The organism is Luteibacter sahnii (genome assembly GCF_034063545.1).
Taxonomy (GTDB): Bacteria; Pseudomonadota; Gammaproteobacteria; order Xanthomonadales; family Rhodanobacteraceae; genus Luteibacter; species Luteibacter sahnii.
On the sequence record NZ_JAQLOK010000001.1, the window covers coordinates 153,452 to 179,488 of the forward strand.

The window sequence follows — 26,037 nt, forward strand, 5'->3', positions numbered from 1 at the left end:
GCGTGCGATCTAGGTCGCACGCGCATCGACGAAGACATGACGAAGGTCCAGCTGATATTTCACCAGATAGCCCGCTACCAATCCGATGAGGCCGCCGACGTAACGCATCGCTGGTGCATCGAAGGCAGCATGAAAAAGGGCTTCCGTGATCCAGAAAATGCCCGTCGTGGCTAGTCCCATCACCGTGTAGAGCACGAACGTCTTTGCCTGGTGGCTTCGATTTGCCGCTTGGTGGTAGAAGATCCAGTTTTTGTCCAGTACGTATTTTGCGACCAGACCGGTGCCAGTACCGAAGATCACCGACAGCGGAATAGCGAACGGCCCGTGGTAAACGCTCACAGCCAGCGCTTGGCTGCCGAGATTGATCAGGATCGCTATGGCGGCGAAGATCGCGTAGCGGATGATGAGTTCGCGTCTTGTCATAGCTTGATCCGCCGGAAGACGAATTCGGGGATCGAGCGGATCACCCACATGATCAACGCCCAGAAGGCGGGGGTGTAAGCCACGCTTTTGCGCCTGGCTATCGCTGTGACGATGTTCTGGGCGACTTGGCTCGGCGAAGCCCACAGCGCGCCTTTGCGAAACGAGGCAGTCATCGGTGTGTCGACGAAGCCAGGCTTGATCGTGAGTACGTTGACACCTTTGCCGTTCAGGCGCTGACGCAGCCCGCTCAGATAGGTCGACGTGGCGGCTTTGGCGGCACCGTAAAGGTAATTGCTGGCCCTGCCTCGATCGCCGGCTACCGATGAAATCACCGCGATCGTGCCCCTGCCGGAGGCTTCCATGCGCGCGGCGATGGGAATGATCAGGCCGATGGTTGCGGTGGCGTTCGTAGAGAACTCGCGTATGGCGATGTGTCTGGAACTATCGCATGCGAGTTGGTCAGGAAGCGTACCATGGGCCATCAAAACGACGTCCACTTCGCCCAGCGCTGTCCAAGCGGCATCGACCGCACCGTCGATCGCCGTATCTTCGTTGACGTCGAGCTGGGCATGCTGCACATCGACGGCGCCGCGTACGGCGAGGTCCGTGGCCATGGCGGCGAGCCTCTGGGCGTTGCGGGCGAGCAGATAGATCCTTGCTCCTTCGGAGGCGTAGATTCTCGCGACGGCTTCGGCGATGGCGGATGTTGCGCCGATAATGAGGATTCGTTGCATATTCACTCCATGACCCGGCGCCAGAAGTCCGAGTTCAGTCCGGGGTCGCGAAACGCGAGGAAAGTCTGCCACGCGGGAAAATATCGACGGAAACGCTCTGCACTCATGCGCGCGTCCTTGGCGGGATATACCGCACCGCCGGCCTCGTCCACGATCGCGTCGAGCCGATTGAGTAGTTCGAGCGTCTTTCTGCCTTGATTGCGGAAATCCAGCGCGAGCGTAGTGCCAGGGCGCGGGAAGGAGAGCAGTCCCCGCGAGGGCCTGGTGCCGAACTGTTTCAATACAGCGAGAAATGAGCCTTCGCCACTACGGGCGATCGTGGCCAGCAGCTCAGAGGTGACGGCATATGCGCCCGTAGGGGGAATCACGCACTGGTACTGAAGAAAGCCGCTTGGACCGTACATCCGATTCCAATGGGCGATCCCGTCGAGGGGGTAGAAGAACGGCTCATAATGAACCGTATCGTGAATCACCGCGGACCGCTGTTTGTGATAGTAAAGCCAGTTGAACGCCTTCAGGCTTGCTGGGTTCACTAATGAGAAGGGGGGCGTGAGCGGCATGGTAAGCGGCCTTTGCGCGGCGGCGCGGATCTCGCGTCGCGCAGGCACATGATTGGCCCGGCTGAAAATACCTCGCCCCAACTGCTTTCCCGTGCGTGTGCAGTCGATCCAAGCCACTGTGTATTCATAGTCCTTTTCGGATTCCTCCGAGAGGGTGAAAAAATCAGTGAGCTGACCGAAGCGACGGGATTCCGTAGCCATCCAGGGGCTGCTGATGCGGCGTAGCTGGAACGCTGCGGTCACGATGACTCCCGTCAGTCCCAGGCCGCCGATCGTGGCATGGAAGAGGTCGGCATGTTCTGAAGGTGAGCATTGGAGGCGGCGTCCATCCGTCAGTTGTAACACCAACGATTCCACGTGATGACCAAACGTACCCGCCCGGTGATGATTTTTACCGTGCACGTCGTTGGCGATCGCACCACCGACAGTGACAAAGCGCGTTCCCGGTGTTGCAGGAAGGAACCATCCCTGGGAGACGACGTAATCGAGGATGTCCGAGAACAAGACGCCGGCTTCGCATTCCAGACGACCCTCCCTGGGGTCGAACGCGATGAACCGGTCTAGGCCCCGGGTATGCAGCAGCGTGCCCCCGCTGTTCAGACAGCTGTCGCCGTAGCTTCGACCGTTTCCATAGGGAAGCGCCGGAGCTGTATGCGTCGGCAGCGTCACGTCGCGATCTACCAAACGAAGGACAGTTTGTCCCGACGCACGGGGGTAACGGCCCCAGGATTCGCCTACTCCCGACATCAGATGGCCAACGCGATGACGACGGCGCCCAGTAGACCGACGATACGACTCGTACGGTCCATGACTGCGAAAACGACAGGATCGTCGTGCATGACGCCTCGGTGCGCGATCGCCCAGGTTCGGCTGATCCAGTAGAGCAACAAGGGACAAAGAGCCCAGAGCAGGTGCGGATGGCGATACAGAGACAGGCTGGCGGTGCTGTCGACATAGAGAGCCAGCACAAGCACAGCGAGATAACCGCTTGAGCCTCCCAGCGATTGGATGAGCGGTATGTCGTCGACGTCGTATCCCCGTCCGCTTGCCTTTACCTTGCCCGCGGCTTGTAGTGCAAGCAGTTCGGTGTAGCGCTTGACCATCGCGAGGCTGAGGAAGATGAACATGGAAAACGCAAGGAGCCAGAAGGAAGGCTTCGCGTCGATCGCGGCGGTGCCCGCCAGTATGCGCGTCGTGTAGAGCGCCGACAGGACCACGACGTCAAGCATCATGATCCTCTTCAGGCGAATCGAGTAGGCCGTGGTGAGTAAGTAGTACCCGGCGAGCACCGCTACGAAGCTCTTGCCCAGTGCCGTCGCCAAGGTAAACGAAACCACCAGGAGGCCGAGGGCTACGACGGGGCCGGCGATAAGGGGAATCGTGCCCGCAGCAAATGGCCGATGCTTCTTCCGGTGATGCAGCCGGTCCGATGGCAGGTCCAGCAGGTCGTTCGTCAGGTAGACGCTTGACGCGCAAAGCCCGAAACAAGCGAAAGCGAGCAACGAAGCGGCTACCGAGCTTACGTCGAGTACGCGGTGCGCAGCGAGTATAGGCAGGAACACGAGGACATTCTTGATCCACTGGTGGATCCGTAGCGCCTTCGCCCAAGCCCGCAGGCCACCCCGCGTGACCTGAAATCGACGCTCAACCGTCGCAACGCGCTCAGCGGCCCGGGACATGGCATGGCCATGTTCAACAACGAGGGCATGCCGGGCGTGTTTCCACACCGGCACGTCCACCAATGCATTCCCCACGTAGTCGAAGCCTTTTTCGCCGAACCGTGCCGTCAGCGCGGCTGCTTTGCGGCGGCCGGAGAGATTCGACTCGCCGTCGCTGGCAAGCACCTCGTCGAATACGCCGACATGATCGCCTACCGGCTTGGCGAGCGTACGATCCGACGCCGTGCATAACACGATGGGACGAACCGAGCGTTGCTGGCGCAGCCAGTCGACCAGTTCATGGTTATAGGGCAGCGTCTCGGGATCCAGGCTGACCTGGAGCGCGATCTGCCGCTTCAGATAGGCTTTGCCGCGGAGGAGCCACCCGAACATCGCAAAGACCATGAGTGGACGCTTCGCGACAAGTGCCAAGGCCGACTCGATCAGCAGGTCCGAGCGGATCAACGTCCCGTCCAGATCAACGCATAGAGGGATGCCGGCGGTCGGGGTCGGCTGTCCTGCGGAAAACACTTCGGTCATGGTCTGCCCGTGATGATGTAATAGTGCCCCCACCCGGAGTCGACGACGTGATCTTCACGCCCTGAGAAGGCTTTCTCCAGAAAGACAAGGCGTTACGAGGCGTGCCCATTGTAGTATGAGAAATAGCCCGCCAGCATCTTTGGCAGCGCGCATCGATCCGATAAGGATCCCCGTTGCCCTCGCGTCCTGGGGGCGCACCCTCGAAAAAAAGCCCGGCGTGCTACGAGGCACGCCGGGCGTTCGTCGGAACGGATCGCTTGGCGCCGTCAGAGACTCGATTCAAGTTCCGGCAAAATCTTAAACAGATCCCCCACCAGCCCGATATCCGCAATCTCAAAGATCGGCGCCTCGCCATCTTTGTTGATCGCCACGATCGTGCCGGCATCCTTGATGCCGGTGAGGTGCTGGATGGCGCCCGAAATGCCGATGGCGATGTACAGCTCCGGTGCGATGATCTTGCCGGTCTGGCCGACCTGCATTTCGTTCGGCACGTAACCGGCATCTACCGCCGCGCGCGAAGCGCCCACGGCCGCGCCGATCTTGTCGGCGAACGTGTAGATGATCTCGAAGTTCTCCTTGGAGCCCACGCCGCGGCCGCCCGAAACGACTTTCGAGGCGCCCTGGAGGTCGGGACGGTCGCTCTTGCCCTGCTGCAAGCCGACAAAGCGGGTGTGGTTCGGCAGCGTCACGTCGAGGGATAGGGCTTCCACCGGCGCTGAGCCGGTCGAACCGGCCGCCGGCCACGAGGCGGTGCGGATGGTGGCCACGACGGTGGTCGAGGCGTCGACTTCGACCGTGACGATCGCGTTGCCCGCGTAGATCGGGCGCTTGAAGCTGTGCGGCCCCTCGACGGTCATCACGTCGCTCACCTGCGACACGCCCAGCAGGGCGGCCACGCGGGGGGCGAGATCTTTACCGAAGGTCGTGGACGGCGCGAACACGTGCGTATAGCCGGCGGCGGCCTTCGCGATCTGCGGGGCGAGCACGGCAGCCAGTGCGTGGGCGTTCTCGGCGCGGGCGACGGTGAGCACCTTGCTGACGCCTTCGATCTTCGCGGCCTCGGCCGCGATGGCCTCAGGGGCGTCGGATAGCACGATCACGTCGATGGCGTCGGGCTTGACGGCCACGGCGGCGCTGACCGCGCGAGCGGTGGAGGCGTTGAGCTGGCCGCCCAGGTGTTCGGCGATAACGAGGATCTTGGTCATGTGGATTCTCCGGTCGGCTGCCTTACAGCAGGCCCTTCTGCTTGAGGGCCGCGACGAGTTCGGCGGCGTCCTTCACCATCACGCCCTTGCTGCGCTTGGCCGGTGCGGCGTAGTGCGTGGCCTTGACGTGATCGGCGGCGTCGACGCCCAGCGAACCCAGTTCGATGACGTCGATGGGCTTGCTCTTGGCTTTCATGATGTCCGGCAGCTTGATGAAGCGCGGCTCGTTGAGGCGAAGGTCGGTGGTGATGACGGCAGGCAGGTCGGCTTCGATGGTCTCCAGGCCGGCATCCACCTCACGGGTGACCGTGGCTTTGCCGTCGGCGATCTCGACCTTGCCGGCGAACGTCGCCTGGGGACGGTCCCACAGGGCCGCCAGCATCTGGCCGGTCTGGTTGGCGTCGTCGTCGATCGCCTGCTTACCCAGAATCACCAGGCCGGGTTGCTCTTTCTCAATGAGCTTGAGAAACGTGCGAGCAGCGGTCAATGGCGACACGGCATCGGCCGTTTGAACGTGAATGGCGCGGTTCGCCCCCATCGCCAGACCGTTCCTCAGGTGGGCGGTGAGATCGGCCGGGCCGATGCCCACGACCACCACCTCGTCGGCCACGCCCTTCTCACGCAGACGCAGGGCCTCTTCGAGGGCGATGTCGTCAAAGGGGTTGGCCGACAGCTTCACGCCGTCGGTAACGACGCCGGTGCCATCGGGCTTGACCTGAATGCGGACGTTGTAGTCCACGACGCGCTTGTAGCCGACCAGAATCTTCATCGAAGGTCCTCACAGTGAAATGCCGCAACTTGTCATTCTAGCGGGTCGCGTCGCAGGTGGGTCAGGGACGCGGAGTGGCAAAGCCCTGGGGAAACATGGATTGCCAGCGCCAGGCGTCTTCACACATGCGCTGCAATCCGAGTTCGGCCCGCCAGCCGAGGATCTTCTGGGCCAGGGCAGGATCGGCGTAACAGATACCCACGTCGCCGGGCCGCCGGGTCTTGATCTCGTAAGGAACATGGCGCCCGCTCGCCTGCTCGAACGCGGCGATGACCTCCAGGACGCTATAGCCTCGCCCTGTACCGAGATTGACGGTGAAGCCATCGTGGTCCGCCAGCCGTTGCACCGCGTCGACATGTGCCCGGGCGAGATCCACAACGTGGATGTAGTCGCGCACGCCAGTGCCGTCGGCCGTATCGTAGTCGTTGCCAAAGACCTGGAGCACGGGCAACCGGCCGATCGCCACCTGACTCACGTAGGGCATGAGGTTGTTCGGTCGTCCGTTGGGGTCTTCGCCCAGCAGTCCGCTCGGATGCGCTCCCGCAGGATTGAAGTAGCGCAGGATACCGGCGCGAAAGCCTGGATCGGATGCCACGAGGTCACCGATGAGCTCCTCCATCACCAGTTTGGTGCGACCGTAGGGATTGGTGACGGACAGCGGGGCCGTCTCGTCGATCGGGCAGCGTTCGGCCAGGCCGTAGACCGTGGCCGACGAACTGAAAACCAGCCGGGACACGCGGTGGTCACGCATCGCCTGGAGCAGCACGATCGTGCCGGCGATATTGTTGTCGAAATAGTCCAGCGGCTTTTCGGTGGATTCACCCACGGATTTCAGCGCCGCGAAGTGGATGACCACGTCGGCGGTAAAATCGTGAAAAACCGCATCCAGCGCGGCTCGGTCACGTATGTCTGCTTCAACGAACGGTATGTCACGACCGGTGACGCGTTCGATATGTTCTATCGCCCTACGCGACGCGTTGCAGAAGTTGTCGAACACAAGAACCTCGTGTCCCCTCTGGACCAGTTCGACCACGGTATGCGATCCGATGTATCCGGCACCGCCGCAAACGAGGATCTTCATGCTCTGGATTCCTTCGCGTAAGTGAACCGGGCTGCCGTAGGCTCGCCCAGTACGTCGTTAGCTTCCCTGACGCATAGCCCTTGCCGCGCGGCACCGAGCGTGACCACTCGTTCAATGGCATGGGCGAGCGTGCCGTCGACTTGCCCGGCTTCTTCTTCGAATTCCCAGGTGGCCAGGTCCATGTCGTATACCGGTCGAAGTGCTTCGACTTTTGCCCAGAACATGCTGCCGGCGATGAAGCGGTCGTCGTCGGTGACGACGATGCCCAAGCGTTCACTGAGTCGTCGCACGTGCGGCGCGTTCGCTCCCATGTAGTCCGTTAGGGGCAGTGCATGGGCATCGGGCGCTATGAACCCTATGTCGGGGGTGGCGTGGAGGGCGTCGAGCAGCCTTCGCGCGCGCTCCGGCGCAAGCAACGCCGACAGCAGGTCGCGGCGCCAACGGTCGCCATCCTCGCGGTGTTCCGTTTTCTTCGTATGGAGCTTGAGTATGGTCCGCGTACCGTCCAGCAATAGCGGCGCTGCGGCGCGCAGGAACGGAAGTACGTCACGTCCCCGATTGGGGTACACGCACCACTCGGCCGTGAAGCCCAGTCGCTGGCACACTTCGCGTGCCGCCGGTTCCCGATCTTCCGTCGTGGTGGCAACGATGCGCCAATCGATACCGGAGGCCTTCAGGGCGTGAAGGATGTCTGGAAGAAGATCGACGTGCCATACGTGCAGAAGTGCGACGGGGCGTGGGTGACTGGGAAGAGGCAGCAGTGCCGACCGCGTGGCATCCAGCCAGGCGTGTCCTCGGGCCGTGTCAGGCTCGAGCACGGCGCCTTCGGCCCACTCGTTCCATGCATTGACGAACACCATGGGCTGGGCGGGCATGCGGTGCCGCGCTGCGGTGATGGCTTTTCGCAACCACGCGGCGTAACCCGCCGGCGAGGCATGCACGAACGTGCGCCCGCGCCCGCTGCGCCGGGCCTCGTTGTCCCAACCCGGATTGACCGCTGGATAAAGCGGGTAATCGGCGTCCTTCACGCTTTCGGCCAGATCGCGCCAGTCCAGCAGCTCGCCAGCATAGTCGGGATTGAGCAACGTGCGACCAGCCGTCACGTTGCGTGCGGTCGTATTGTTTGGTGGAAATCCGACCGCCGAGTCGAATCCTATGGTCCGCGGATCGACATTGTCGAAGCTTTGGACATAGGCCAAATGGATCTCGCCCAGGCCGCTGTCGCGACACCACGCCCGCCAACGGGCGGCGGTCTGCTTTGGCTCCGGCAAAAGGCCTGGTCGGTACACAAGCAGCATGGGCTTGCCATCGACACGGAGGTATCGTGGATCCTTCAGGTAGTCCGATACGTGCGCAATGAACGCCAGATCGTCGTCCGCGCTATGGTCTTGCGCGATGAGAATGTCGTCGGCACGGCCGTCCCATCGGCGCGACCAGTTCTCGTTCGCCCAGCACAGGCAGATCGCCATATCAAGCGAAGGGTCGGCGAGCCATGAGCGTAGCGGCGCCTCCATGAGCGTCTTTCCACCAAACCAGTAAAAATACGAGCAGAACGCACCGATGCCGTAGGCTTTCGCCAGGTCGGCCTGTTCGTGCATCGTTTCGCGCAAGCGAAGGTCGTAGAAGCCCAGATCGGCTGGCAGCCTGGGCTGCACATGGCCCTCAAACTGCGGAAGCGCACGTGCCACGTTGCGCCATTCGGTAAAACCCTTGCCCCACCAGGCGTCGTTCTCCGGGAACGGGTGGAACTGGGGAAGGTAGAAGGCCACGAGGGTCGCGGGGAGGACGGACGGCAGTGGCGTATCGACCTTTTCGCGATGGTCTATCAAGCGATGAGCGGCATGATCCGCCGGTCGTCGTGCCGACCCAGCCACCGCGCGCCCGCGGGGCGGCGTTGGAATCAAGTCAGCATGCCGGGAGAGAAACCGCTGCCGTAGTCGGTCGCGTGTGCCCGTCGGCAGCGGCATGAGGCGGAAACCGAAGCGCAGACCGTGGAAGACGAGTGAGCGGAAGCTGTCGATACGCATGGTCAGAGCAGGGCGCTTTGCAGGGCGACACGTGCTGCGTCGGCGGAAAAGTGTTCGGCCACGTGGTCGATCGATCGATCCGAAAGCGACAACCACAGGCCAGCGTCTGTGGCGAGACGCCGGTAAGCGTCGGCGACGTCATCTGGCGTAACGGCAGTCAACACGTCGACCCCATCCGTAAGCCTCATCCCCTCCACCGCCACCGCGGTACCGATCACGGGCAACCCGTGGCTCATCGCCATGTTCACTTTGCCCTTCACGCCGGCACCGAAGCGCAGCGGCGCGATCGACGCCAGCGCCGCCTCCATCAGTGGAGCGAGGTCGGGCACGCGGCCCAGCATGGTGAGGCCGGATGCCGCGAGCGATCTACGCTCGCCATCGGGGACGTCGCCGGCCACGAGGATGCGAACGTCCGGCACCACGCGGCGCAAGGCGGGGAGGATGGCCTCGGCCATCCAGCGCATGGCATCGGCGTTGGGTGGATGGCCGAAACCTCCCACGAAGAGGAGGTCGCGTCGGCCGGCATGACCGCGGGTTCGGCCATGCACCTCATGGATGTTTGACAGCAGCTCGACTCGCGCGTCGGGGAGCAGCGTCGCAAGAAGCTCGCGCTCGTAGTCGCTCACGACGAACGTGGTATCGGCATCGGCGATCAGCTTGAGCTCCTGCTGGCGCGTGGCGGACGCCTGGCGCGACAGGGACGCGATGCCGGCCTGTTCCGCAGCGCGTTCTTCGCGAAGAAAATGCAGGTCGACCGTATCGAAGATCAATCGGGCCCCCGGTGCGTGACGGCGGACGAGAGGGGCGTACTGCGCAGCCACGGGGTGGCGACACAGCACCACGGCATGCACCGTTTCGCCATGGCGCGCGAGCCAGGACGGCACGCCGTCGCTCCATGGGCGGGCCAGCACTTCGACGCCCCACCGCCCGAGATCGCGGATGGCCGTGTCGGTGGCACGTCCGTCGTCGGGTGCGAACGCCACGTGCCAGCCATCGTCGACCAGAAGCCGCATTATCGAGATCAGTCGCAGCGAGCCGGAGTCACGGGATGCGTCCGGCGTGGCGCCGTCGACGACGAGGATCGTGCCACGGTAGCGTTCCCGCGCGATACGAGGAAGCGGCGTATCGGGACGGGGCTGGCGCGCCAGTGCGTCGCGCCACTTCTCGGCGAAGGTGCCCCGATGGATCGCCTGAAACCGCTTCATGCCGCTGTCTGGCGCACCGGCCGAACTGATGCCTTCGGCGTGCACGAGCACGCTCGTCGGCATATACCACACCTCAAAACCCGCCGCGCGCGCGGCGAAGGCCAGGTCGGTGTCTTCGTAGTAGCCCGGCGCGAAGCGTGTATCGAAGCCGCCTAATGTGGCGAAGGTGTCGCGGCGGATCGCCAGCGACGCGCCGGACACGTAGTCGACCTGACGCGCATACCGAAACGAAGGATCCGATCGAGGTTCGAAGCGGCCGATGCTCCAGGCCGAGCCGTCGGCGAAGACCCAGGCACCGGCTTCCTGCTGGCGTCCGTCGGGGTACACCAGCTGACTGCCCGCGATGCCGCAGCGCGGGCGTAGCTCGAAACAACGCAGGAGCTCGTCCGCCCAGCCCGCCGTCACTTGGGTGTCGTTGTTGAGGAAGACGATGAATTCCCCCACACAGGCTGCCGCACCCCGGTTGCAACTGCCGACGAAGCCGAGGTTTTCGTCGTTGCACAGCAGGCGCAGCCCCGCCACCTGGCCAAGCACGTCGGCTGTCCCGTCGGGCGACGCGTCGTCGACGACGATGACCTCGAAGGGATCGGTTGGCGGCGTGGCGGCGATCGAGCGCAGGCACGCAAGCGTGTACGCCAGCTTGCCGTGCACCGGTATCACGATGGACACCCGCGGGTGGGACGAGGAGGGCAGGGCGAACGGTTCGAATGGCGCGTCCAGGGGAAGCAGGCGCAGCGAATCGTCGATGGCCGGCCGGCTGACGAACTCCTGCGAAATGCGCGAGAGCGTGCCGCGCCAGCCACGCAACGCGATGCTGGAGCGCACGCGCTGGGCGATCGTGAGGGCGCGGCGATAACGCCAGGAGAGCTTGCCGGACACGGGGTCAGAGATTCTGGTAATTCGGCCCCGAGCCGCCTTCCGGCGTCACCCAGGTGATGATCTGGTAGGGATCCTTGATGTCGCAGGTCTTGCAGTGCACGCAGTTGGCCGCGTTGATCTGCAGGCGTCGGCCGGCTTCGTCCTGCACGATTTCGTACACGCCCGCCGGGCAGAAACGCTGGCAGGGGTTGCCGTATTCGGTGGTGCAGCGATCGATGCAGATCGAGGTGTCGGCGACCTTCAGGTGCACCGGCTGGTCTTCGTCGTGCTCGGTCGCGGCGAAGTAGACCGACGCCAAACGGTCGCGCGGGGCGAGGGTGCGGTCGACGTAGTCTTTTTTCGGCGTTTCGTACTGGCCGAGCTTGTGCAGTGCCGACCAGTCGGCGTGGTTCTTCAGCGTCCACGGCGAGCGCCCGCCGGTGACGGTCTCCCACGCGGCGTTGATCAGGCCCCACCACAGGCCTTTGTTGAAGCCCGGGCGGATGTTGCGCACCTTCTTCAACTCGGCCATGACCGCCGAGGCGCGCAGCGTCGCATCCCAGCCCTCGCTGCGCAGCGAGGACGCCACCAGGTGCTCGGCCGCGAGCATGCCCGAGGCGATGGCCTGGTGGGTGCCCTTGATCTTCGGCACGTTGACCAGGCCGGCCGAGTCGCCGATGAGGATCGCGCCGGGCATCTCCACCTTCGGCAGCGACTGGAAACCGCCTTCGACGATGGCGCGGGCGCCAGCCGAGACGATGGTGCCCCCGTCGAGCAGGCCCTTGACGTTGGGATGGTGCTTGAACTGCTGGAACGCCTCGAACGGCGAGAAATTCGGGTCGGGGTAGTCCAGGCCCACCACGAAGCCGATGGCCACGCGGTCGTTGTCCATGTGATACAGGAAGCTGCCGCCGTAGGTATCGTTGGCCAGCGGCCAGCCGGCGGTGTGCACCACCTTGCCCGGCTCGGCGCGGCCCGGCGGGAGTTGCCACAGTTCCTTGATGCCGATGCCGTAGGTCTGCGGGTCACTGTCGCGGTCGAGGTCGAAGCGTTTGATCAGCGTCTTGCTGATGTGGCCGCGGCAGCCTTCGGCCATCACGGTCACGCGGGCACGGATGTCGATGCCTTCGGTGTAGCCGGGCTTGTGCGTACCGTCGCGGGCGATGCCCATGTCGCCGATGCGCACGCCGGCGACGGCGCCGGCCTCGTCGAAGAGCGCTTCGGCGGCCGCGTAACCCGGGAATACGTCGACCCCCAGCGCCTCGGCCTGGGGCGCCAGCCACGCGCACAGGGCGCCGAGGCTCACGATCACGTTGCCGTGGTTGTCCATCTGCGGCGGGGTCACCGGCAGCTTGCTGCCCGTGGCGTGGTCGCGCAGGATCCAGAACTCGTCGTGGGTCACCGGCACGCAGATCGGGGGCGGGGCGTCGCGCCAGGTGGGCAACAGGCGGTCGAGCGGGCCGGTTTCGATGACGGCGCCGGAGAGCACCTGCGCACCGATGGTGGAGGCCTTCTCGATGACGCACACCGACAGTTCGGGATTGAGCTGTTTCGTACGGATCGCGAACGACAGGCCGGACGGGCCGGCGCCGACGACGACGATGTCGTATTCCATGGTTTCGCGTTCGCTCATGGCTGGCTCACTCACTGGCTGGCGGGGTGGCGCGCACCCGTCCCGGCGCGCGCATGACCTCGCATTGTCCGATTTCGCTGGCGGGCGGGCAAATGGGTTGTTTGAAACGGGTCCGGGCTTGCAAGAGCTTCACATCGCGCGTTCATAATCGGCCCACGCGCAAGGAGATTTCATGAACACGATGCCGCCGGTCGCCGACACGGACCTACGCCGCGCCACCCTGCTGCAAATCCTGCACTGGCTCGCCATCGGGCGGGTACAGCCCCAGGCGCTCTGCGACGTCTACCAGGACGCGATCGAGCGCCTGAATCCCTCGTTGAATGCCTATGTCGACTTCAGCGTGTCCCTGATCCAGGAGCAGTCGGCCGCCGCCGACCGGCGCCGGCGGGACGGCGTCATCGGGCGCCTCGACGGGATGCCCATGGCCCTGAAGGACAACATGGACGTCGCCGGGGTGCCTACCCGTGCCGGCATGCGCCGCCGCGGCGTGGTGCCCGAACAGGATTCCCACGTGGTAGCGCGGCTGCGCGCGTCCGGCGCCGTGCTGTTGGGCAAGACCAACATGGACGAGGGTGCCCTGGGCCTGGCCACGAACAACCCCTGGCACGGCGCCACGCACAATCCGCATCGCCTGGGCTACACGGCGGGCGGATCGTCCGGCGGCGCCGCGGCCGCGGTCGCCGCGGGCATGGCGGTGGCGGCGGTCGGGTCCGATAGCCTCGGTTCTATCCGCGTGCCGGCGAGTTACTGCGGCGTCTACGCGCTCAAGCCCACCCACGGCGAGATCTCGGCCCGGGGCCTCGTGCCGGCCGCGCGCCGCCTGGACGCCGTGGGCTTGCTGGCGCGCGGGGTCGACGACCTGACCGTGCTCCTGCAGACGCTGGCCGGCTACGACGCCGACGACGCCCGCTCGCGCCGTCGCCGCGTGGCCTTCTCGCCGCCGGACTGGGAGCCGGGCAACCTGCGCACGGGCTTCCTGCCCGACCTGGCCGCGCTCGGCGTCGAGCAGGACGTGATCGACGTCTTCGAGGGCGCGCTCGCCCGGCTCAAGGGCGAATTCGGCGAGCGCCGGACCGTCGATTTCTCCGATTGGGATTTCGCACGCACCCGGCGTGCGGGGCTTCTGCTGATGGAAGCGGAGATGCTCAATACCTTCGCGGCCGAACTGGCCGACGAGGCTTACCCCGTGTCGCCGAGCCTGCGCGGGATGCTCGATTTCGCGGCGACGAAATCCGCAGCCGATTATGCCGCCGCCGACCTGGTGCTCGATGCGGCCACGCTGAAGATGCGCCGCTTGTTCGCCCAGGTCGACGTGCTGGTGATGCCGACCACGCCCCAGGGTGCGTTTCCGCTTGATGGCCCGGTGCCGGCGTCGCAGGCTGACCTGTGCAGTTTCGCGAGCCTGGCCGGGTGTCCCGCCGTCAGCCTTCCCATGGGCACCCTGCCCAATGGCATGCCGATCGGCATGCAACTGGTCGGCGCGCGCGGTTCCGACTTGCGTCTGCTCGAACTGGCGGCCGTCTGCGCGTCGTCGCTCGACGCCGAACCGGCCTACCCGGTGGAGCCGGTCTGATCCACGGGCAGCCCCTCGCCTTGCCTGGCGCCGACGTGACGTTCGCGCCGGGATGGCTGGGTCGCGACGAAGCCGACGCGTTGCTCGCGGCCCTGATCGACGAGATTCCGTGGGAGGTCCACCGACTGCGGATGTTCGGGCGCTGGGTCGATGCCCCGCGGCTCAACGCATGGATCGGCGATGCCGGCGCGAGCTACCGCTACTCGGGTAACACGTTCGAGCCGCGCCCCTGGACACCTGCGCTGGCCGAACTGCGCGATCGCGTGCAGCTCGCCTGCGGCGCGTCATTCAACAGCGTGCTGGCCAACCTCTATCGCGACGGCAGCGACCGCATGGGCTGGCATAGCGACGACGAGCCTGAGCTGGGACCAGAGCCGGTGATCGCCTCGGTAAGCCTCGGGGCCGAGCGCGCATTCCGGTTTCGTGCGAAGGCCGGCGGCGACGTGCTGTCGATCGAGCTGACGCACGGGAGCCTGTTGTGCATGGGGGCAGGGGCGCAGCGTTTATATAAGCATGAGTTGCCGGCGCGAAAGCGGGTCGCGGCGCCGCGCGTCAACCTCACGTTCCGGTTCATCCAGCCGGCGGATCGCCGGCATGAGCTGCGTTCACGCCTTTGGTAGGAACCTGTCCTGTCGCGACGTGCGGTGTTCGCGCGGAGGGCATGCGCCTAGACATCTGCGCAAGATGCGCGCGAACCCGATCCCCGTCAGCGCTGCGCTCCGGCGACCTGGAACGTCCACCCGGTTACCTGGGCGGAGAGTGCGTCCATGCCCCGGCCGAACGCGTCGACGACGTGCGGCACCGCTTTGCCTTGCACCGGTTCGCGGATCTCGAAACGGCGGCTGCCTACGATGCGGTGACGGCGTGTATCGGCGAGCACCGCGTCGTAGCGGATCGTCACCTGCGGTGTGCCGTCGACGTAGTCGGTCTGGAACGCGGTCAGCGTGCCGCCGAGCTCGTAGTCGGCGGCGAGGTTCGCGTCGTCGGTGCTCAGCGCGGCGACACGTCCGCTGTCGCGAAAGGCGTCGGCGAGGCGGTCGCGGAAGAGATGCGGCGCCGAGTCGCTCCACCGCGCGCCCGCGTACACCGTCAGGGTGTTCGGCTCGGGTGACACGGCGATGCGCGCGTTGTCGAGCGCGCGCGGGGCCACGGGCGAGGCCACGCGCAGGGCCCAGTCCACCGGTTGCGCCGCCTGCGGGCGCGGGCCGGGCGAGGCGGGCAGGGTGTAGGTGCGCGAGGTTTCCTGCTTGGGCAATATCGAGCAGGCCGCCAGCAGGCCGAGCAGGGGCAGGGCGAGAAAGGCGCGCGTCATGGGGTGAACTCCTGGGTCTTGTCGCGGCCGAGCAGGTAGCCGCTGGGGTTCTCGTCGAGCCGTCGGGTGATCGAACGGAGCGAACCGAGCGTCTCGCGCAACTCGTGCAGTGCGGGCGCAAGCTCGCCCAGGCTCGATGCACCGCCGTTGATGGCGTCGGCGTTGTCGTTGAGCAGCCGGTCGATGGTTCCCGTGGCGTGCTCGAGCGATGCCATCGCGCGTTGCGCGCTTTCCAGGGTGGCCTTGCCCTGGCCTTCCACCAGGCCGTCGGCGTGGCGCACCAGCGACTGGCTCTGGGCCAGCGTCTCGTTGGCCTGCGTCGTCGCCAGGGCGAGCTGGCGGATGAGCGCGCGGATGTCCTCGCGCTCGTCGGCGATCACACCGGTCGTGCGATCCAGGTGGTCCAGCACGTTGTCGATGCGGTGCACGTTCTCTTTCGACAACAGTTCGTTCGCCCGTGCCGCGGCTTGGTTGATGTTGGTGAGAAGGTCTTCGCCGTTGGAGAGCAGGCGCGCGAAGGGCGACGGATCGGCCACGATCACCGGCACTTCGCCGTCATGGCCGACCAGGACGGGGCTGCCCGGCGAGCCCCCGGAAAGCTGGATGATCGCCACGCCGGTCACCCCGGTGAGGGCGAGCTTGGCGTGGGTATCCTTGCGCAGCGGCGTGTCGCCGCTGATCCGCACCCGGGCCAGCACGCGACGGGGATCTTCCGGGTCGAGCTTCAGCTGCATGACGTCGCCGAGACGAATGCCGTTGTACTGCACGGCGCCGCCCCGGGAGAGACCGGTCACTGCCTCGTTGAATACGATGTCGTACTGGTTCCACTCCTGGTCGGCGTGCGCCTTGGCCAGCCACACCCCGAAGAGCAGGCCGCCGATGACGACCAGCACGGTGAACAGGCCGATCAGTACGTGGTGTGCGCGGGTTTCCATGGATCAGTCTCCTTGCCGGGCGGCGCCGTGGGCGGCGCGGCCGCGCGGACCGTTGAAATAGGCCTGCACCCACGCGTCGTCGGTGCGGGCGACCTCATCGATGGGGCCGACCGCGAGCACGCGGCGCTGGGAAAGCACCGCCACGCGATCGCAGGTGGAATAGAGCGTGTCCAGATCGTGCGTCACCAGGAACACGGTCAGGCCGAGCGCGTCGCGCAGGGTGACGATGAGGCTGTCGAACGCGGCTGCGCTGATCGGGTCGAGTCCGGCGGTGGGCTCGTCGAGGAAGAGGATCTCCGGATCCAGGGCCAGGGCACGGGCGAGCGCGGCGCGCTTGATCATGCCGCCGGAAAGCTGCGCGGGGTATTTGCGCCCGGCGTCCACCGGCAACCCGGACAGGGCGAGCTTCACCCCGGCCAGCCGTTGCGCGTCGGTTCGGGGCAGATGCGCGTGCTCCACCAGGGGAAGGGCCACGTTCTCGGCGACCGTCAGCGACGAAAACAGCGCACCGCTTTGAAACAGCACTCCGAAGCGTCGCTCCACCTGGGACCGGCGTTCGGCCGGCAGGGCGAGCAGGTTTTCGCCGAACACGCGGACCTCGCCGCCGGTCGGGCGGACCAGGCCGACGATGGTCCGCAGCAGCACCGACTTACCCGTGCCCGAGCCGCCGACGATGCCGATGATCTCGCCCCGGCGCACGTCCAGGTCCAACTGCTCATGCACGGTTTGCGTGCCGAAACGGTTGACCAGGCCGCGCACCTGGATGACGTCGTCGGCGACGGGCGGCAGGGAGGCGGGCGAGGCGTTCACCAACCCATCTCCATATAGAAGAGGGCAGCGACGGCGTCGAGCAGGATCACCACGAAGATCGACTGCACCACCGCCGAGGTGGTGTGCTCGCCCACGGACTGGGCGCTGCCCGATACCTTGAAGCCCTCCATGCATCCGATCACCGCGATCATGAAAGCGAACACCGGGGCCTTGGCGATGCCCACGAAAAACTGCGACACCGACATGTCCGCCTGGAACACGGTCAGGAACATCGACGGCGACATCTTCAGGGTCACGATGCACACCAGGCCGCCGCCGACGATGCCGGCCAACATGGCGACGAAGGTCAGCAGGGGCAGGGCGATCAGCAGGGCGAGCACGCGCGGCAGCACGAGCAGTTCGATCGGGGAGAGGCCCAGCGTGCGGATGGCGTCGATCTCCTCGCGCGCTTTCATCGAACCGATCTGCGCCGCGAACGCGCTCGCGGTGCGCCCGGCGAGCAGGATCGCCGTGAGCAGCACCCCGAATTCGCGCAGGAAGGCGAAGCCGATCAGGTCGACGGTGAAGATGGTGGCGCCATAGTTGGCGAGCACCGTCGCGCCCAGGAACGCGACCACCGCGCCCACCATGAAGGACAGCAGCGCGAGGATGGGCACGGCATCCAGGCCCGTCTGTTCGATGTGCGACACCAGGGGCGTCACCCGCCATCGACGCGGGCGCCATAGGGTCGTGGCGAAGCCTTGCAGCGTGACGCCGATGAAGCCGAGCAGCCTGGCCGTCTGCCGCCCGAACGACGACATCGCCCGGCCGATGCGCTCGAGCATCACCACGAAGCCGGCGTCGCGTCGACGAGGCACGCCCGTGCAATAGGTGTCGATGGCGTCGCCCACGGTCTTGAGCAGGGCGCGCCGTGCCGGCGGCAACGAGCCATCCTGCGCGAGCGCCTGGGTACGACGGCTACCGAGCAGTTCGGCGATCACGAAGGCGCCGGAGGTGTCCATGGTGCCGAGGCCGTCGATGTCCACGCGCACGTCGTCACCGAGGGTGCCCGCCAGGTCTCCGGCCTTGCGATGCAGGTCGACGTAATGGGGCAGCGTCCAATCGCCGGCGAGGGATAGCCGTGCGCCATCCGTGTCGCGGGTGAGGGTCGCCGAGCCGGGCCGGGAGTCGTTCGCCATGGACGGAAGGCTAGCAGGACTGGGCGTCGATGTTGCGTCCGCGCTTGGCCTTGTGCGCCAACGCCCTGATAATGGCCAGTCCGCTCCGGGCGGCCTATCCCCTTCAAGGTAAGACGATGACCGACAAGACCGAACTCAACGCCACCCACCGCGAGCTTGGTGCCCGCATGGTCGACTTCGGCGGCTGGGACATGCCGATCGCCTACGGCTCGCAGATCGAAGAACACCATGCCGTCCGCAAGGACGCCGGCATGTTCGACGTCTCGCACATGACCGTGGTCGACCTCACTGGCGAGAAGACCCGCGACTTCCTGCGCCGGCTCGTCGCCAACAACGTCGACAAGCTCGCCAAGCCGGGCAAGGCCCTCTACACCTGCATGCTCAATGAGAGCGGCGGCGTCATCGACGACCTCATCGTCTATTTCCTGCGCGAGGATTTCTTCCGCCTCGTGGTCAATGCCGCCACCCGCGCGAAGGACCTCGCCTGGATCCAGGCGCAGGCGTCCGCCTTCGGCGTCACCGTACGCGAGCGTCCGGAGTTCGGCATGATCGCGGTGCAGGGACCGAACGCGCGCGAGAAGCTCGTCGGCCTGCTGCCGTCCGAGGTGCAGGAGAAAGCACGCAAGCTCGGCAAGTTCGCCGCGATCGAGGTCGAAGGCCCCCAGGGCATGCCACTGTTCCTTGCCCGCACCGGCTACACCGGCGAAGACGGCTTCGAGGTGGTGGTTCCGAATGGGCGCGTCGTCGAATTGTGGAATCTTCTCAAGGATGCGGGCGTCGCCCCCGCGGGCTTGGGCGCGCGTGACACGCTGCGCCTGGAAGCAGGCATGAACCTCTACGGCCAGGACATGGACGAAACCGTCTCGCCGTGGGAGGCCGCGCTGGCCTGGACGATCTCCCTCGACGACGGACGCGACTTCATCGGTCGTGCCGCACTGGAAAAGCACAAGGCCGAGGGCGTCAAGCGCGTCATGGTCGGGCTGGTAATGGACGACAAGGGCGTGCTGCGTCACGGCCAGAAGGTGCTCACGGCGAGCGGTGAGGGCGAGATTCTCTCCGGCGGATTCGCGCCGACGCTGGGCAAGTCGATCGCCTTCGCGCGTATCCCCGCCGGCGAACCCGGCGACGTGCGCGTGGACATCCGGGGCCGCGAGGTGCCGGTGCGCGTGGTGAAATTCCCCTTCGTCCGCGACGGCCAGCCCATGCCGGGCATCGTCGACGCCTGACCGTCACCTATATATATGTGTAAGGACGCCCAGGCGTCCTTCCGATTTCCATCAACGGCGCCTTTTCCGCAACCCGCGGACCGGTACAATGGCCGCCACCTTCTCCGCATCCCGTCCCGAGACATCGAGGAACACCCATGAGCGAAATCCCCGGCGATCTGAAATTTGCGAAGTCCCACGAGTGGGTGCGCGTCGAGCAGGACGGCACCGTCACCGTCGGCATCTCCGACCACGCGCAGTCCTCGCTGGGCGACCTGGTGTACGTCGAGTTGCCGGAAGTGGGTAGCTCGGTGCAGGCCGGCAACGGCACCGCGGTGGTCGAGTCGGTCAAGGCCGCCTCCGACATCTACGCGCCGGTTTCCGGCGAAGTGGTCGCGGTGAACGAGAAGCTCTCCGACGCCCCCGAAACGATCAACGAAGACGCGTACGGCGAAGGCTGGATCTTCAAGCTGAAGATCAGCGACAAGGGCGAGCTCGACGAACTGCTCGGTCCCGACGACTACGCCGAACTGGTCGAGAACGAAGACCACTGATCCGTCGCGGTCTCTTCGCAACGATGCCGGTCGTGTGCACGACCGGCATTTTTTTGTCCGGACGCGACCTCGCCGGAAATTTTTTTTCTCGTCCAGTCGAATTCCGTTCATCCCCGGAATGACCCCCGGCCGATACCCCGCGCAGGTTTTCCGCGACGGTTGGCGAGCTCGCGCAATACGCTTGCGACGTTTCGGATAATGCGTCGAAAACATCTTTATTTAAGGCGTTTCTTTCATGGCATCCGTGTCGCGGTAATGATTCCATGCCGTGTCCGATAACCCGTCGTGGGTGATGGTGACGGTCGCCGAACGGCTTCCAGGCATGCTGCGAGGCGTGGATATGCGTCCGCAAGACCTTCAATTTAGAGCCAAAATTTATTGACACCGGATATGTTCAGGAATAGCTTTTGCGTCAATTGACGGGGAACCCGGAAATGGAAAAAGAAACTTTCATCCGACCGTATGTGGAGCACGGTTCGAAAGCGGGGTCGGTCCGCAAGATCACGGTCTCGATTCCACTGCATGTGCTTCAACTGCTTTCCGATGAACGTACTCGCCGACAGGTGAACAATTTGAGGCACGCGACGAACAGCGATCTGCTGGTTGAAGCGTTCCTCCACGCTTTTACTGGGCAACCACTGCCAACTGATGAGGAGCTGAGACGAACCATGGCCACTGCCAAGAAAGCCACTGCCAAGAAGTCGGCCGCCAAAAAGGCGACCCGCAAGTCCACCGCGAAGAAGACCACCGCCCGCAAGTCGCCGGCGAAGAAGGTCTCCACCCGCAAGACCGCCGCCAAGAAGGCGACCCGCAAGTCGCCGGCTCGCAAGACCGCCGCCAAGAAGACCGCGACCAAGAAGACCGCGACCCGCAAGTCGACCACCGGTCGCAAGGTTGCCGCCAAGAAGGCCGTGAAGAAGGCCGTCCGCAAGGCTCCGGCCCGCAAGACGACCGCCAAGACCGCCGCGAAGAAGACCGCTCGCAAGGCCGCCGCGCCGCGCAAGGCTGCCGCTCGCAAGCCGCGCGTCGCCAAGTCGGCCGCTCCGGCTGCCGCCAAGGTTGCTCGCGCCACCAAGGCCGCCAAGGCCAAGTAAGCGTCACCGTCCAATAAGAAAGCGTTTTACGAATTCCCTCCCCGCGGTGCCCAGCGCGGGGAGGTATTTCGGATCTTCGACCCCGGCTTGTCCGGGGTTATTCGTTTCTGCGGTGGGGTTGGTTCGTCGGACGCGCAGGCGTATGTGCGTCGCGTCCCAGGGAGACGACACGTGCACGGCATCGTGATCACGCCGCGCCAGCCGCGCCCTTGATCGGTCGATGCCCCGCCCCGCTTCCCATTTCCCGGTCCCCCGGAAATCCTCCTAGCCCCGCGCACTGGATTCACGCCGCCGTTACGGTTACCTTTCAGCCGTATCGCGCTGCGGTGAACGGGGGGTTCTCCGCCATGCCAACAGGGGGAGCGCGTCCTGCGAAGAAGGGTCGTCCGCATGGTTCCACGTCATCGCCTTGCTCCGCGCCACGCGCTGCGTGGTGCGATCCAGCCCGTCACGCTCGCCGTCATCGGTATCGTCGCGGCGCTCGCCGTCGCGGCGTGGTTCCTGATCGTCCAGCCGTATCTCGCCGCCACGGCCACCCCGAACGCCGCGTCGTCGGTCGCATCGCGCCCCGCGAGCGCCCGCGAAACGCCGCCGGCGAACGTGGATTCGCTGAGCCTCGACCAGTTGTTGTCCGAGGCGCGCGCCGCGATGAACGAGCAGCGGCTCGTGGCTCCGAAAGGTAACAACGCGTTCGAGTTCTACATGAAGGTGCTGGAAAAGCAGCCGGGCAATCCGGTGGCCGCCGACGCGTTGCGCGAAACCTTTTCCTACGGCGCCGCCGCTGCCGAGCAGACGATCAACCAGCGCGACTTCAACGAGGCGCAGCGAGAGATCGACCTGCTGGCGAAGGCCGACCCGGAGAACTACACGCTCACGATCCTTCGCTCCAAGCTGGATGCCCAGCGCAAGACGCTCGACCGGGAGCAGCAGCAGGCGGTCGACGCCCAGAAGGCGCAACAGATGGCCCAGCAGACGGCCGCCGCCGCGGCGAAACAGCAGGCGGCGGAGCAGGCCGCCGAGGCGCAACGCCAGCAGGCTTCGCGCGAACAGGCGGCGCGGGTCGCCCAGCAGTCGACGCAGGCACCGAAGACGCCGGTAGCGGCCACGCCACGTCCGGCGGCACCGGACAACGACCAGATCACCGATGCGGTGCTGGTCAACCAGGTGAAGCCGCGTTACCCCACGGCCGCGCTGCGCGCGAACCAGGAGGGTTGGGTGGACGTGGAGCTGACCGTCGGCACGGACGGCGCGGTGAGCAATGTCAACGTCGTCGATTCGCAGCCGCGCCACGTCTTCGACCGGGCGGCGATCGATGCGGTGAGCAAGTGGGAGTTCAAGCCGGCGATGCGCAACGGTGAGCCGATGACGGTGAACCTGCGCCGCCGCCTGCAGTTCAACCTCGGCCGCTAGCCATTTCCCTTCAGGCGAACACGGCGACGACCGAAGGGGTAGGGAGTCGATCGCATCGGCGAGCCGGCGATAGCCGGCACGGTGCGATCACGACTTCTTCTTCGACTTCTTCTTCGTTGCCGGGGCGGCCTTCGTCTTGCTCTTCGTTTTCGCCGGCGCGGCCTTCGCGGCAGGCGCCGCCGAACCTTCCACGCCCGCCCAATCCACGTGCGGCAGCCCCAGCAAGCTGTCGAACACCATCGGCATGAGGCCGGCCGGCATCGGGCCGGTGCCATTCCACATGCTGACGACACCCGCGTGGTACTTGGGAAAGAAGCCGATCATCGTGCGGTAGCCCGCCACCGCACCCGCATGGTACACGAGCGTCTCGTTCGCGTAGGTAAAGACGCGCCAGCCCAGTGCGTAGTGGGCATCGGTCACGCGCGCACGGCGCCACGGCAACGAGCGCTCTTCCGACGGCGTCGGCACCTCCGGGGCATGCAGCACGTCGAGCAGCGGCGTCGGCAGCACGTCGGGGCGTCCACCCATCTGGGCGATCAGCCACTGTTCCATGTCGCGCAGGCTCGCGTTGACGCCCGCGGCGGGCGCCACGCGGTAGTAGCTGTCGTTGGGCTCGTAGGGGATCCAGTTATGCGGACCGCCGCGATGCGGCCGAGCCCAGCTCTTGCTGGCTTCCAGCGCGTCGCGCCCGTAGCTGGCCGTGGTCATACCCAGCGGAGTGAAGATGCGTCGCTCGACCTGGCGGAAGAAGTAATCGCCGGTGGTGGCGTAGATCACGTCGCCGATCATGCTGAAGGCGACGTTCTGGTAGCCGTAGCATTCGCCGACCTTGCACGCGAGGTCCACTTCGTCGAGCTTGCGCACGAGCTCCTCGTAGGGCGCGTCGGCCTCCAGCAGGTTGTCGTACGTGTTGCGCGGCAGCCCCAGGCGTTGGCCCAGGATGTCGCGTACCGTGGCCTGTTGCGCCGCCTGGAGGTCCTTGAGCTTGAAATACGGAATGGTGTCGACCAGCTTGGTGTCCCAGCTGAGGAACCCGGCGCGCACCAGCACGGCCGTGACGCCGGTGGCGAAGGCCTTGGACAGCGAGGCCAGCCGGAATACCGTCTCGGGCGTGGCCGGCTCTTTCGTCTTCTCGTTGGCGTAGCCGAATGCTCGCTCGTAGACCACCTTGTCGTCGACCACGATCGCCGTGACCAGGGCCGGCGCCGCGTCGCGCGCCTCGGCCTCGTCGAGCCAGTGCTTGTAGTTCTCGATCGTTTGCTTCACGCGATCGGCGGGCAGCTTCTCCGCCGTGGGATCGACATGCACGACCGGCGGCTTCTGGGGCGTCGCGGCGAGGGCGACAGGCGCGGACAGGGCGCAGGTCAATGCGCAGGCGAGCAGGGAAACGGAACGAAGCGACATGCGTATCTCGCGGGAGCCCGGCGCGGAATCGCGCCATCGGAAATGGGGACCGTCCGATTGTCGGTCAGTTCGTGTCCGCCGACAACGCATGGATCGGCAAGCTGTTGACGAGCCTGAACGAGAGCGATGGCGTGCTAGGCTTGCGCGGTCTCCCCCGGACCATGCCGGCCGCCCGTGAACGCCCATCGACGCGTCGCCCTCGGCGAGGGCCCGACCCTCGCGCTCTCGGTCATCGCCTTTTTCTTCGTGATGACCTCGTATTACGTGATCCGGCCCGTGCGCGACCAGCTCGTCGGCGCCACCGGTTCGTCGTCGTTGCCGGTTTTCTATGTCTGGGTGCTGGGCGTGATGCTGGTGCTCACCCCGTTGTTCGGCTGGCTGGTGTCGCACTTTCCGCGACGACGCGTGCTGACCGGCAGCTATCTGTTCTTCGCGGCGTGCCTGGTCGCTTTCATGCCGGCCTTCGCCGCGCAGGATCACATCGGCGCGGCCCGCCTGGGCACCGTATTCTTCGTCTGGGTCAGCGTATTCAACCTGTTCGTCGTATCGCTCTTCTGGAGCGTGATGGCCGACGTGTATCGCAGCACGCAGGCCCGGCTGATGTTTCCGTTTATCGCGTTCGGCGGCATGGCCGGGGCCTTGGTCGGGCCGGTGTTGACCGCGGCACTGGTGGCGCGGATCGGCGTGCCGTCGCTGCTCCTGGTGTCCGCGGCCGGCCTGCTGGTCGCGTTGGGCCTTCTGCTGGGGGTGTCGTCAGGCCCGGTCGGCAACGATGCGAGCGACGGCGCGCCAGTCGGCGGGTCGATCCTCGACGGGGTGCGCGCCGTGCTCAGGCGGCCGTTCCTGCGCAACATGGCGCTCTTGATGCTGCTCAGCGATGGCGTGGCCACGGTGGCCTATGCGCTCATGGCCGATTACACGAAGACGCATTACCTCGACACCGCCACGCGCACGGCCTTCTACGCGCGCCTGGACCTGGCCATCAACCTCTTCGGTGCGCTGCTGCAGCTCACCCTCACGCCGCTGATCCTGCGTGGCAAGGGCGCCCTGTGGGCGTTGGTCGTGCCATCGCTGGTGAACTTCGCCCTGCTCGTGGCACTCGCCGTTGCCGGGCCCGTCGACCTCGTGTTGTTCGGCGGCGCGGTCTCGCTCATCACCCTCGTGCAGGTCGGCACGCGGGGGCTGGCCTATGGCATGACCAAGCCCGCGAGCGACGCCCTCTATACGCGCATCCCGCGCGAGGATCGCTACAAGGGCAAGAACGTGGTCGAAACCACGGTATGGCGGCTTGGCGATTTCCTCGTCACGACGGGCATCACCGCGTTGCGCGGCCTGGGCACCACGGTCGCTACCCTGAGCCTGATCTGCGCGGGGCTGGCCGGCATCGCGGCCTGGGTGGCGCGCAACGCGGCCACCTCGCCCGACTTGCGTCCGGAGCATGAGCGGCCGGACGAACGCGCTTAGCCGGCGATGTAGGTTTCGAGCTGATTGATGGTTTCGCGCTGCTCGAAGATCGTCGCTTTCACCAGGTCGCCGATCGACACGACGCCCACGACCCGGCCACCGTCCATCACGGGAAGATGCCGTATGCGGCTGTCGGTGCACAGGCGCATGCACTCGTCGACGGTGGCATCCGGTGCGACGGTGACGACGCTCGCGGTCATGATGTCGGCCACCGGTGTGGTGCGCGAGGAACGATCCTTAAGGATCACCTTGCGGGCGTAATCGCGCTCGGACACGATGCCCACCAGGTCGATGCCCTTGATCACCACGAGCGCGCCGACGTTTTTCTCCGCCATCAGGCGGATCGCGTCGATGACGGGTGCATCGGGCGCGACGGCGAAGACGCCGCTGCCCTTGCCGTCCAGGAGATGCTTGACCTGTTGCATGATGGCCTCCACGGGGCGG

The 26,037-nt window shown here is 65.7% G+C and carries 23 protein-coding genes; 7 read left to right on the forward strand and 16 right to left on the reverse strand.

What is annotated here, in order from left to right:
* Window positions 1-9: 9 nt before the first annotated feature.
* The 10 genes from PI246_RS00720 to PI246_RS00765 form a co-directional block, all read right to left on the reverse strand.
* Window positions 10-423 carry a GtrA family protein gene (locus tag PI246_RS00720; RefSeq protein WP_320549370.1) on the reverse strand — a complete coding sequence of 138 codons (414 nt, stop codon included), beginning with the start codon at window positions 421-423 and terminating at the stop codon, window positions 10-12.
* Window positions 420-1,157, reverse strand: coding sequence for an SDR family oxidoreductase (locus tag PI246_RS00725; protein WP_320549371.1), 738 nt, complete (start codon window positions 1,155-1,157; stop codon window positions 420-422). The genes PI246_RS00720 and PI246_RS00725 overlap by 4 nt, the downstream gene beginning before the upstream one ends.
* Before the next feature lie 2 nt (window positions 1,158-1,159).
* The gene (locus PI246_RS00730; RefSeq protein ID WP_320549372.1) at window positions 1,160-2,464 is read right to left on the reverse strand and encodes an FAD-binding oxidoreductase; all 1,305 of its coding nucleotides are present in this window, start codon (window positions 2,462-2,464) and stop codon (window positions 1,160-1,162) included.
* Window positions 2,464-3,915: a UbiA family prenyltransferase gene (locus PI246_RS00735; protein ID WP_320549373.1), complete on the reverse strand. Its 1,452-nt coding sequence runs from the start codon at window positions 3,913-3,915 to the stop codon at window positions 2,464-2,466. Before PI246_RS00735 ends, PI246_RS00730 begins: the two co-directional genes overlap by 1 nt.
* Before the next feature lie 266 nt (window positions 3,916-4,181).
* Window positions 4,182-5,120, reverse strand: coding sequence for an electron transfer flavoprotein subunit alpha/FixB family protein (locus PI246_RS00740; RefSeq protein WP_320549374.1), 939 nt, complete (start codon window positions 5,118-5,120; stop codon window positions 4,182-4,184).
* 22 nt (window positions 5,121-5,142) lie between these two features.
* Window positions 5,143-5,889 carry an electron transfer flavoprotein subunit beta/FixA family protein gene (locus PI246_RS00745; protein WP_320549375.1) on the reverse strand — a complete coding sequence of 249 codons (747 nt, stop codon included), beginning with the start codon at window positions 5,887-5,889 and terminating at the stop codon, window positions 5,143-5,145.
* Window positions 5,890-5,950: 61 nt separating this feature from the next.
* Window positions 5,951-6,970 carry a UDP-glucose 4-epimerase GalE gene (galE, locus tag PI246_RS00750; RefSeq protein ID WP_320549376.1) on the reverse strand — a complete coding sequence of 340 codons (1,020 nt, stop codon included), beginning with the start codon at window positions 6,968-6,970 and terminating at the stop codon, window positions 5,951-5,953.
* Window positions 6,967-8,997 (reverse strand): glycoside hydrolase family 99-like domain-containing protein, encoded by a 2,031-nt coding sequence (locus tag PI246_RS00755; protein WP_320549377.1) that lies wholly within the window; start codon window positions 8,995-8,997, stop codon window positions 6,967-6,969. Before PI246_RS00755 ends, galE begins: the two co-directional genes overlap by 4 nt.
* Window positions 8,998-8,999: 2 nt before the next feature.
* The gene (locus tag PI246_RS00760) at window positions 9,000-11,081 is read right to left on the reverse strand and encodes a glycosyltransferase (RefSeq protein WP_320549378.1); all 2,082 of its coding nucleotides are present in this window, start codon (window positions 11,079-11,081) and stop codon (window positions 9,000-9,002) included.
* 4 nt (window positions 11,082-11,085) lie between these two features.
* Window positions 11,086-12,693 carry an electron transfer flavoprotein-ubiquinone oxidoreductase gene (locus PI246_RS00765; RefSeq protein WP_320549379.1) on the reverse strand — a complete coding sequence of 536 codons (1,608 nt, stop codon included), beginning with the start codon at window positions 12,691-12,693 and terminating at the stop codon, window positions 11,086-11,088.
* Between the two features lie 172 nt (window positions 12,694-12,865).
* Here PI246_RS00765 and PI246_RS00770 point away from each other — a divergent pair, with 172 nt between their 5' ends.
* Together PI246_RS00770 and PI246_RS00775 are read left to right on the forward strand one after the other, a co-directional pair.
* On the forward strand, window positions 12,866-14,266 hold the full coding sequence (locus PI246_RS00770; RefSeq protein ID WP_320549380.1) for an amidase: 1,401 nt from the start codon (window positions 12,866-12,868) through the stop codon (window positions 14,264-14,266).
* Window positions 14,266-14,886, forward strand: coding sequence for an alpha-ketoglutarate-dependent dioxygenase AlkB family protein (locus PI246_RS00775; protein ID WP_407069772.1), 621 nt, complete (start codon window positions 14,266-14,268; stop codon window positions 14,884-14,886). Before PI246_RS00770 ends, PI246_RS00775 begins: the two co-directional genes overlap by 1 nt.
* Window positions 14,887-14,972: 86 nt before the next feature.
* On the opposite strand, the gene PI246_RS00780 is transcribed toward PI246_RS00775, so the two are convergent.
* Genes PI246_RS00780 through PI246_RS00795 form a run of 4 tightly spaced genes read right to left on the reverse strand, consistent with a single transcriptional unit; the run spans window position 14,973 to window position 18,462 of the window.
* Window positions 14,973-15,578, reverse strand: a complete 606-nt coding sequence (locus PI246_RS00780) for an ABC-type transport auxiliary lipoprotein family protein (RefSeq protein ID WP_320549382.1) — start codon at window positions 15,576-15,578, stop codon at window positions 14,973-14,975.
* Entirely contained in the window at window positions 15,575-16,513 is a 939-nt protein-coding gene (locus PI246_RS00785; protein ID WP_320549383.1) for an MlaD family protein, read from the reverse strand. The genes PI246_RS00780 and PI246_RS00785 overlap by 4 nt, the downstream gene beginning before the upstream one ends.
* Window positions 16,514-16,516: 3 nt before the next feature.
* Window positions 16,517-17,323, reverse strand: coding sequence for an ABC transporter ATP-binding protein (locus tag PI246_RS00790; protein ID WP_320549384.1), 807 nt, complete (start codon window positions 17,321-17,323; stop codon window positions 16,517-16,519).
* A complete protein-coding gene (locus PI246_RS00795) occupies window positions 17,320-18,462 on the reverse strand; it encodes an MlaE family ABC transporter permease (RefSeq protein WP_320549385.1) in 1,143 nt (380 codons plus the stop codon). The genes PI246_RS00790 and PI246_RS00795 overlap by 4 nt, the downstream gene beginning before the upstream one ends.
* Before the next feature lie 116 nt (window positions 18,463-18,578).
* On the opposite strand from PI246_RS00795, the gene gcvT reads away from it, so the two are divergent.
* From gcvT to PI246_RS00815, 4 genes are all read left to right on the forward strand, one after another.
* A complete protein-coding gene (gene gcvT / locus PI246_RS00800) occupies window positions 18,579-19,688 on the forward strand; it encodes a glycine cleavage system aminomethyltransferase GcvT (protein ID WP_320549386.1) in 1,110 nt (369 codons plus the stop codon).
* 137 nt (window positions 19,689-19,825) lie between these two features.
* Window positions 19,826-20,221 (forward strand): glycine cleavage system protein GcvH, encoded by a 396-nt coding sequence (gene gcvH / locus PI246_RS00805; protein WP_320549387.1) that lies wholly within the window; start codon window positions 19,826-19,828, stop codon window positions 20,219-20,221.
* A gap of 434 nt (window positions 20,222-20,655) precedes the next feature.
* The gene (gene metJ, locus PI246_RS18430) at window positions 20,656-21,315 is read left to right on the forward strand and encodes a met regulon transcriptional regulator MetJ (protein WP_343218464.1); all 660 of its coding nucleotides are present in this window, start codon (window positions 20,656-20,658) and stop codon (window positions 21,313-21,315) included.
* Between the two features lie 390 nt (window positions 21,316-21,705).
* Window positions 21,706-22,725 carry an energy transducer TonB gene (locus PI246_RS00815; RefSeq protein WP_320549388.1) on the forward strand — a complete coding sequence of 340 codons (1,020 nt, stop codon included), beginning with the start codon at window positions 21,706-21,708 and terminating at the stop codon, window positions 22,723-22,725.
* 87 nt (window positions 22,726-22,812) lie between these two features.
* On the opposite strand, the gene PI246_RS00820 is transcribed toward PI246_RS00815, so the two are convergent.
* Window positions 22,813-24,129, reverse strand: coding sequence for a serine hydrolase domain-containing protein (locus PI246_RS00820; RefSeq protein WP_320549389.1), 1,317 nt, complete (start codon window positions 24,127-24,129; stop codon window positions 22,813-22,815).
* A gap of 174 nt (window positions 24,130-24,303) precedes the next feature.
* On the opposite strand from PI246_RS00820, the gene PI246_RS00825 reads away from it, so the two are divergent.
* Window positions 24,304-25,593, forward strand: a complete 1,290-nt coding sequence (locus tag PI246_RS00825; protein ID WP_320549390.1) for an NTP/NDP exchange transporter — start codon at window positions 24,304-24,306, stop codon at window positions 25,591-25,593.
* On the opposite strand, the gene PI246_RS00830 is transcribed toward PI246_RS00825, so the two are convergent.
* Window positions 25,590-26,018 carry a CBS domain-containing protein gene (locus PI246_RS00830; RefSeq protein ID WP_320550221.1) on the reverse strand — a complete coding sequence of 143 codons (429 nt, stop codon included), beginning with the start codon at window positions 26,016-26,018 and terminating at the stop codon, window positions 25,590-25,592. The two genes, PI246_RS00825 and PI246_RS00830, sit on opposite strands and share 4 nt — an antisense overlap.
* Window positions 26,019-26,037 lie beyond the last annotated feature (19 nt).

Coding starts and splice junctions, on each gene's coding strand:
- PI246_RS00830 (WP_320550221.1), bottom strand. CDS start 26,018: ATGCAACAGGTCAAGCATCTCCTGGACGGCAAGGGCAGCGGCGTCTTC.
- PI246_RS00785 (WP_320549383.1), bottom strand. CDS start 16,513: ATGGAAACCCGCGCACACCACGTACTGATCGGCCTGTTCACCGTGCTG.
- PI246_RS00745 (WP_320549375.1), bottom strand. CDS start 5,889: ATGAAGATTCTGGTCGGCTACAAGCGCGTCGTGGACTACAACGTCCGC.
- PI246_RS00740 (WP_320549374.1), bottom strand. CDS start 5,120: ATGACCAAGATCCTCGTTATCGCCGAACACCTGGGCGGCCAGCTCAAC.
- gcvH (WP_320549387.1), top strand. CDS start 19,826: ATGAGCGAAATCCCCGGCGATCTGAAATTTGCGAAGTCCCACGAGTGG.
- PI246_RS00770 (WP_320549380.1), top strand. CDS start 12,866: ATGAACACGATGCCGCCGGTCGCCGACACGGACCTACGCCGCGCCACC.
- PI246_RS00765 (WP_320549379.1), bottom strand. CDS start 12,693: ATGAGCGAACGCGAAACCATGGAATACGACATCGTCGTCGTCGGCGCC.
- galE (WP_320549376.1), bottom strand. CDS start 6,970: ATGAAGATCCTCGTTTGCGGCGGTGCCGGATACATCGGATCGCATACC.
- PI246_RS00780 (WP_320549382.1), bottom strand. CDS start 15,578: ATGACGCGCGCCTTTCTCGCCCTGCCCCTGCTCGGCCTGCTGGCGGCC.
- PI246_RS00725 (WP_320549371.1), bottom strand. CDS start 1,157: ATGCAACGAATCCTCATTATCGGCGCAACATCCGCCATCGCCGAAGCC.
- metJ (WP_343218464.1), top strand. CDS start 20,656: ATGGAAAAAGAAACTTTCATCCGACCGTATGTGGAGCACGGTTCGAAA.
- PI246_RS00755 (WP_320549377.1), bottom strand. CDS start 8,997: ATGCGTATCGACAGCTTCCGCTCACTCGTCTTCCACGGTCTGCGCTTC.
- gcvT (WP_320549386.1), top strand. CDS start 18,579: ATGACCGACAAGACCGAACTCAACGCCACCCACCGCGAGCTTGGTGCC.
- PI246_RS00795 (WP_320549385.1), bottom strand. CDS start 18,462: ATGGCGAACGACTCCCGGCCCGGCTCGGCGACCCTCACCCGCGACACG.
- PI246_RS00820 (WP_320549389.1), bottom strand. CDS start 24,129: ATGTCGCTTCGTTCCGTTTCCCTGCTCGCCTGCGCATTGACCTGCGCC.
- PI246_RS00730 (WP_320549372.1), bottom strand. CDS start 2,464: ATGTCGGGAGTAGGCGAATCCTGGGGCCGTTACCCCCGTGCGTCGGGA.
- PI246_RS00815 (WP_320549388.1), top strand. CDS start 21,706: ATGGTTCCACGTCATCGCCTTGCTCCGCGCCACGCGCTGCGTGGTGCG.
- PI246_RS00720 (WP_320549370.1), bottom strand. CDS start 423: ATGACAAGACGCGAACTCATCATCCGCTACGCGATCTTCGCCGCCATA.
- PI246_RS00735 (WP_320549373.1), bottom strand. CDS start 3,915: ATGACCGAAGTGTTTTCCGCAGGACAGCCGACCCCGACCGCCGGCATC.